This is a genomic window from Mesorhizobium sp. WSM4850 (assembly GCF_055811735.1).
Window position 1 is genome coordinate 66,450 of record NZ_JBVVPV010000036.1, and the last position, 7,273, is coordinate 73,722.

Annotated in this window: 6 protein-coding genes and 1 pseudogene; all 7 read left to right on the forward strand. The window is 61.8% G+C overall.

Going from position 1 to position 7,273, the window contains the following annotated elements; genetic code table 11:
• Nucleotides 1–147: 147 nt before the first annotated feature.
• A complete protein-coding gene (locus tag AC0L2Z_RS26395) occupies nt 148–1,098 on the forward strand; it encodes an ABC transporter permease (protein WP_287223064.1) in 951 nt (316 codons plus the stop codon).
• A gap of 36 nt (nt 1,099–1,134) precedes the next feature.
• The gene (locus tag AC0L2Z_RS26400) at nt 1,135–2,013 is read left to right on the forward strand and encodes an ABC transporter permease (RefSeq protein ID WP_473629701.1); all 879 of its coding nucleotides are present in this window, start codon (nt 1,135–1,137) and stop codon (nt 2,011–2,013) included.
• A 51-nt stretch (nt 2,014–2,064) separates the two neighbouring features.
• Nucleotides 2,065–3,375 carry an NAD(P)/FAD-dependent oxidoreductase gene (locus AC0L2Z_RS26405; protein WP_287223067.1) on the forward strand — a complete coding sequence of 437 codons (1,311 nt, stop codon included), beginning with the start codon at nt 2,065–2,067 and terminating at the stop codon, nt 3,373–3,375.
• Nucleotides 3,357–4,862 (forward strand): threonine synthase, encoded by a 1,506-nt coding sequence (gene thrC, locus AC0L2Z_RS26410; protein WP_473629702.1) that lies wholly within the window; start codon nt 3,357–3,359, stop codon nt 4,860–4,862. Before AC0L2Z_RS26405 ends, thrC begins: the two co-directional genes overlap by 19 nt.
• A gap of 33 nt (nt 4,863–4,895) precedes the next feature.
• Entirely contained in the window at nt 4,896–5,840 is a 945-nt protein-coding gene (locus tag AC0L2Z_RS26415) for a homoserine kinase (protein WP_473629703.1), read from the forward strand.
• Nucleotides 5,841–5,878: 38 nt separating this feature from the next.
• Nucleotides 5,879–7,066: a glycine C-acetyltransferase gene (locus tag AC0L2Z_RS26420; protein WP_473629705.1), complete on the forward strand. Its 1,188-nt coding sequence runs from the start codon at nt 5,879–5,881 to the stop codon at nt 7,064–7,066.
• Nucleotides 7,067–7,118: 52 nt separating this feature from the next.
• A pseudogene (tdh, locus tag AC0L2Z_RS26425) lies at nt 7,119–7,273 on the forward strand (L-threonine 3-dehydrogenase); the annotation flags it as partial.

The window sequence follows — 7,273 nt, forward strand, 5'->3', positions numbered from 1 at the left end:
TGTTTTCTTTTTTATTATAAATTCCCAACTGTGCTTTTTCGTTTTGTGTTTTTTTGTTTTTTTTTTCCTCCCCCCCCCCCCCCGCCGCCCCCGCCCGCCGCGCCCCCCCCGCCAGTCATCAGCGCTGTCTTGAAAGAGGAGAGATGAATGCGCGGCTTCCTGCTCAACCGGCTCTCACAGAGCCTCATCCTGCTCCTGATCGTCTCGGTCATCGGGTTTTTCGTCCTGAACCTGCTGCCGGGGGGTCCGCTGGCGCAATTCGGGCTCGATCCCGGCATGACGCAGGACGATCTCGAGCGCCTGAAAGAGCAATTGGGGCTGAACCGTCCGCTTTTTATCCAATATCTCGACTGGGCCTGGCGGCTTCTCCAGGGCGACTGGGGCCACTCCTTCCGCGACGGCGCGCCTGTGCTGGCAGTGATTGGCCGGCACGTCCCTGCGACGCTGCTGCTGATGGGGACGTCCACCGCGATTGCGATCGCCATCGGCACCTGGATCGGCATTCGTGGCGCCACGCACCGCTATTCGCTGTTCGACTATATGGCGACGGTCGGAGCCATGGTCGCGCTGTCGATCCCGACCTTCTGGTTCGGGCTCGTCGGCATCTACATCTTCTCCCTGCAGCTGGGCTGGCTGCCTGCAGGCAACATGTACACGATCGGCGACGGTTCGGTCCTGAACTACCTGCATCACCTGATCATGCCAAGCATCGTGCTGTCGCTGGTGCATGTCGCGATCTGGAGCCGCTACATGCGATCGGCGACGCTCGACGCCATCAGCCAGGATTTCGTCAAGACCGCCCGCGCCAAGGGCCTGAGCGAGCGCCGAGTCATCATGAAGCACGTCGTCGGCAATGCGCTTTTGCCGATGATCACACTGGCCGGGGTGCAGCTTCCCAGCATCCTGACCGGCGCGCTGGTGACGGAGACAGTGTTTACCTGGCCGGGGATGGGTCGACTGTTCCTGGACAGCCTCGGCTACAGCGACTACCCGGTCGTGATGGGACTGCTGATGTTCTCGGCCATTCTCGTCATTCTGGGCAACCTGATCGCAGATATTGCCGTGGCGATCGTCGACCCGCGCATTCGTCTGGGTTGAGCGCGTAACCCTCACACCCTACAGGAGGCACCCGAAATGACCGCTCTCGCCGCAAATGCAGGACCAAGCCGCTGGTGGCGCAGCCGCACCGTGCGCCGTTTCACCAGCCATCATCTGGCGTTGCTGGGACTCGCGATGATCACCCTTCTCACGCTGGCATGCGTCTTCGGCCCTCATCTCCTGCCCTATGATTCCCTATACATCGATTTGCGCGCCCGCTTTGCACCGCCGCTGACGGGCGACCACTATCTTGGGACCGATCCTTTGGGGCGGGACGTGGCGGCGCGACTGTTCATGGCGGGGAGGACCTCACTGCTGGTGGCTTTCTTTGCCATGCTGCTGTCGACGATGATCGGAACGCTCGTCGGCGTGATCGCGGGCTACCGCGGCGGGTGGATCGGCGCAGCGCTGATGCGCACGGTCGACGGCTTCCTGTCATTCCCCTCCATCTTCCTGCTGCTTGCCTTGGCCGCGGCACTCAAGCCGAGCCCGGCTATGGTCACCGTCATCGTCGCTGTCACCAGCTGGATGGAGGTAGCTCGAATTGTCGAGGCCGAGGTGCGGTCGTTGCGCGAGCGCGAGTTTGTGCTGGCCGGCCGCATGCTGGGGCTTAGCGGTGCGCATATCATGTTCCGCGAGATCCTGCCCAACGCCATGGGCCCGATCATCGTGGCCGCGACGCTGACAGTCGCGCACGCTATTCTCCTGGAAGCCTATATCAGTTTCCTGGGTTATGGCATTCAGCCGCCGCTGCCGAGCTGGGGCAACATGCTCGAGGGCGCCCAGCAGTATCTGAACAGTGCGCCCTGGCTGGCGATCATTCCCGGGGCAGCCATCACCATCGCCGTGACAAGCTTTAATTTCATCGGCGACGGGTTGCGCGATGCGCTCGACGTGCGGGACGACCGTGTCTGATCACAAAAGCGGCCCGCGCCTCACCCGAAAACCCAGCGAGAAGTGACTCTCATGCACGAGCCGAAAGTCGCAGACAAGAGCACCCCCTACTGGTGGGAAGCGGCGCCCGTCATGCCGCTGCCGCCGCAGCCCCTGGCCAGGACGGTCGATGTGGCGATCGTCGGCGCCGGCTATGCGGGCCTTTCGGCCGGGCTTGCGCTGGCGCGCGATGGGCGCTCGGTTGCAGCTTTTGATGCGATGAATCCGGGAGAGGGGGCCTCGTCGCGCAATGGCGGAATTACCAGCGGGAGCATCCGGCTGGACTACGCCACGATCACCCGGCGCTTCGGCGAAGAAAAGGCCATGGCAATCGAGGCCGAGGGCAAGGTCGCCCGCGAATTCCTTTACGACTTCATCAAGTCGGAAAAGCTCGACTGCGACTTTCAACTGGTTGGCCTGTTCAAGGGCGCCATCGGATATGAACAGTACGAGAAGATGGCCCGCGGCGCCGAGGCGTTGGCGAGGAAACTGGGGATCGAATCTTACGCTGTTCCATATACAAAGCAGCGCAACTACGTCGGCACCGACTTCTATCGCGGCGGCATGGTCCGGATGGACATCGGTGGGCTGCACCCGGCCAAATTCCATGCGGAGCTCCTGCGGGTGGCGCTCGCTTCGGGACTGGCGGTGCATTCGAACACGCCCGTGACCTCGATTGAAAGGGATAGCTCCGGGTTCCGCGTCGCCACTTCGGCGGGAACAGTGCAGGCGCGCCAGGTGCTGGTCTGCACAAATGGCTACACCGACGGCGCCAATCCCTTCCTGCGCCGCCGGCTGGTGCCGGTTCGCAGCCGGATCATTGCCACCGAGGAACTCGCGCCTGAGCTGATGGCGCACCTGATGCCGAAGCGGATGATGATGGGTGAGGGCCGCGAGCTTGGCTTCTATTATCGCCCTTCGCCGGACGGCAGACGCATTCTGCTCGGCGGGCGCGACAGCTCGCGTGCAGGCGATCCGGCAGCCCCGACGCTGCGTTTGCGCAACGGGCTGGGCGAAATTTTCCCAGAACTGGAGAATGTTCGTCTTTCGCACAGCTGGTTCGGCAATGTGGCGATGCACCGCGACATGCTGCCCAGGATCTTCGAGAAGGACGGCGTGGTCTATGCCACCGGCTTCTGTGGTTCGGGCGTGGTCTGGGCGCCATGGGTCGGCACGCGTGCGGCTCACAAGCTGATGGGGCATGGCGATCGGGCGCGCACCGCATTCGATTTCCGGCCGCCTGCCGCCATCCCGCTCTATCGCGGCAATCCGTGGTTCATCCCGGCCGTTATCAAGGGCTACGCCCTGCAGGACCGTATCGCCTGGTGGCGCGCCAGCCGCTGAAGGCCGAACGGTTGGCGGTCTATCGACCCTTGCCGAACGATAGCGGCAACAAGGAACAGCATCACATGCACTACATCTCCACGCGCGGCCATCCCGAACGCAGGAAGTTTTGCGAGATTCTGCTTGAAGGTCTCGCCCCGGATGGCGGCCTCTATGTGCCTGAGGTCTACCCTCGGCTGGATGATGCCACGCTGGATCAGTGGCGGGGCTTGTCCTACCCGGTGCTCGCCTTTGAAATCCTGTCGCTCTACATCGACGATATTCCGCCCGCTGACCTGAAGGCCATCTGTGCAAAGACCTACAGGCCCGAGGTCTTTGGGACCGCCAGGATCGCGCCCGTGCGAATGCTTGAGAGCGGTCTCCATGTGGCGGAACTGTCGAACGGTCCCACCCTGGCGTTCAAGGACATGGCGATGCAGTTGCTCGGCAATCTGCTCGAGTATGAACTGGCGCGGCGGGGTGCGGAGTTGAATATCCTCGGGGCAACCAGTGGCGACACGGGCAGCGCGGCGGAATATGCCATGCGCGGCAAGAAGGGCATCCGCGTCTTCATGATGTCGCCCCACGGACGCATGAGCGCCTTTCAGCAAGCCCAGATGTTCAGCCTGCAGGACGACAACATTCACAACATTGCCATCGAAGGGGTGTTCGACGATTGCCAAGACATCGTGAAAGCCGTGTCCGGCGATGCTGACTTCAAGAGGCGCCACCGGATCGGCGCCGTCAATTCGATCAACTGGGCCCGGCTGGTCGCTCAGGTGGTGTATTACTTCTCTGCCTATTTTCAGGTGACGGAAGAGAATTCGTCAGAGGTCGACTTCGCTGTTCCCTCGGGCAATTTCGGCAACGTCTGCGCCGGTCATGTTGCGCGCATGATGGGCCTTCCCATATCCCGTCTCGTCATTGCGACCAACGAGAACGACGTGCTCGATGAGTTTTTCCATACCGGGGTGTATCGCGTGCGGGGCCGGGCGGATACCCATGAAACCTCGAGCCCATCCATGGACATTTCCAAGGCCTCCAATCTCGAGCGTTTCGTGTTCGACCTGCTCGGTCGCGACGCCAGCCGGACGAGATCGCTGTTCGACGATCAACTGCGCGAATGCGGGTCGTTCGATCTCAGCGGGGATCCCGCCTTCGGGAAGGCGGCGGACCATTTTGGTTTCCGCAGCGGGAAGAGCACCCACGCCGACCGGTTGCAGACGATCCGTGACGCGTGGCACCGCTTCAGCGCGCTGATCGATCCACACACTGCAGACGGCGTGAAGGTCGCGCGCGAGCATTCGGTTTCGGATGTGCCGATGATCGTGCTCGAGACGGCCCTGCCGGTCAAATTTGCGGAGACCATCAGGGAGGCCCTGGGCCGAGAGCCAGTTCCTCCGCAACGGTTCGATGGCATAGAGGGCTTGCCGAGACGGTTCAAACTGCTTTCCGCCGATGCACAGACCGTGAAGACCTACATCGCTGAAACGCTGCAGGCTTGCTGAAAGGCTGCTTCCACGACCGGGACCTCTTTCGCCATGGCCGTATATACCGAGTTGTCACCTAACGAAGTCGCAACTTTCTTTCAGGCTCTGGGCCTGGGACAGCCGAACTCCGTTCGCGGCAGCGCGAGCGGAGTTGAGAACACGAACTACTTTGTGGATACCGAGGCAGGCGAATATGTGCTGACCCTGTTCGAGCGGCTCACGTTCGAGCAATTGCCCTTCTACCTTCACCTGATGAAGCACCTTGCGGCGCGGCGAATGCCGGTCCCGGATCCGGTTGCCAACGTCAGAGGCGAAATCCTTCACACGCTGAAAGGCCGGCCTGCCGTGATCGTCAACAGGCTTCCTGGCGAGAGCGTGACGGCGTCGACAGAGTCGCATTGTCGCGCTGTCGGGGAGATCCTGGCGCGAATGCACGTGACCGGGAGCGATTACCCACGGCGGCAGGCCAATCCGCGCGGCCTCGAATGGTGGAACGAGGTGGTGCCGGTGGTCGGCCGCTGCGTATCTGAGGGACAGCGCTCGCTGCTCACGAGCGAACTTGCCTTTCAGAACCAAATTGCTGCGTCCTCCACCTACGAGCAACTCCCAAGGGGGCCGGTGCACGCTGATCTCTTTCGCGACAACGTATTGTTTGAAGATGGTCACCTGACCGGCGTCTTCGATTTCTACTTCGCCGGATGCGACTCCTTTCTGTTCGATATAGCCGTGTGCCTAAATGACTGGTGCGTCGACAATGGCACCGGCCGCCAAGACACTAAGCAAGTTGCCGCCTTTCTCGGCGCGTATGAGTCAGTTCGCGCGCTCACTGGACCCGAACGCCTATTGCTTCCTGCGATGCAGCGCGCTGGAGCATTTCGTTTTTGGATATCGCGTCTCTGGGATCTGTACCAGCCCCGGGAAGCTGCGCTCCTCAAAACACACGATCCAAGTCACTTCGAGTGCATGTTGCGCGTGCTCCGGGGAGAAATCGCATGAGCAAGACCGCGAAGATCACCAATGGAAGTGGAAGCACGATGGCACCGACTCTCAAAGACTACGTTGGCGGGCTGCTTTCGCAGATCGAGACGGAGGGCCTGTACAAGCGCGAGCGCGTCATCACCTCCCCCCAGTCGTCCGAGATCGAGGTTGGCGGCCGCAAGCTGCTCAATTTCTGCGCCAACAACTATCTCGGCCTCGCCGACAGCGAAGAGCTGCGCGAAGCGGCGAAGGCCGCGCTCGACCGCTACGGCTACGGCATGGCCTCGGTGCGCTTCATCTGCGGCACACAAGAGGAACACAAGCAGCTCGAGGCAAAGATATCGAGCTTCCTCGGTATGGAGGACACGATCCTCTACGGTTCCTGCTTCGACGCCAACGGCGGCCTGTTCGAGACGCTGCTTTCCGAGGAGGACGCCGTCATTTCCGACGCGCTGAACCATGCCTCGATCATCGACGGCGTCAGGCTCTCCAAAGCAAAACGGTTTCGCTATGCCAACAACGACATGGCGGCGCTCGAGGAGGAATTGAAGAAGGCCGAAGGCAGCCGCTTCAAGCTGATCGCCACCGACGGTGTTTTTTCCATGGACGGCATCATCGCCAATCTGAAGGGCGTCTGCGATCTCGCCGACAAGTACAATGCCATGGTGATGGTCGACGACAGCCACGCCGTCGGTTTCGTCGGCGAGCACGGCCGCGGCACGCCGGAATATTGCGGCGTCGAGGGCCGGGTCCATATTCTCACCGGCACGCTCGGCAAGGCGCTGGGGGGTGCCTCGGGTGGTTACACGGCGGCGAGCAGGCCGGTGGTCGAATGGCTTCGCCAGCGCTCGCGGCCCTATCTATTTTCCAACACGCTGATGCCTGCGATCGCCGGGGCCTCGCTGAAGGTGCTGGATATGATCGAGCAGGGCGGCGGCTTGCGCCGCCGGCTCTACGACAACGCCTCGCGCTTCCGCGCCAACATGGAAAAAGCGGGCTTCACACTGGCCGGAGCCGACCACCCGATCATTCCTGTGATGATCGGCGATGCGGCGCTGGCTTCGCAAATGGCCGACATGCTGCTTGAGCGCGGCATCTACGTGATCGGCTTTTCCTTCCCCGTCGTGCCCAAGGGCCAGGCGCGCATCCGCACGCAAATGTCGGCCGCCCATTCGGCCGCCGATATCGACCGGGCGGTCGAGGCGTTCGGCGCGGTCGGGCGCGAACTTGGTGTGATTTCCTGAACGGCCGGAAGCGAAAAGAGATTCCGGATCAAGAGTTTCAAGGGACAAAAGAATGTCGAACATGATGAAGGCGCTGGTCAAGGCCAAGGCCGAGCCGGGCATCTGGATGGAAGAAGTGCCGGTGCCGGAAATCGGCCCGAACGACGTTCTGATCAAGATCAAGAAGACCGCGATCTGCGGTACCGACGTCCACATCTACAATTGGGA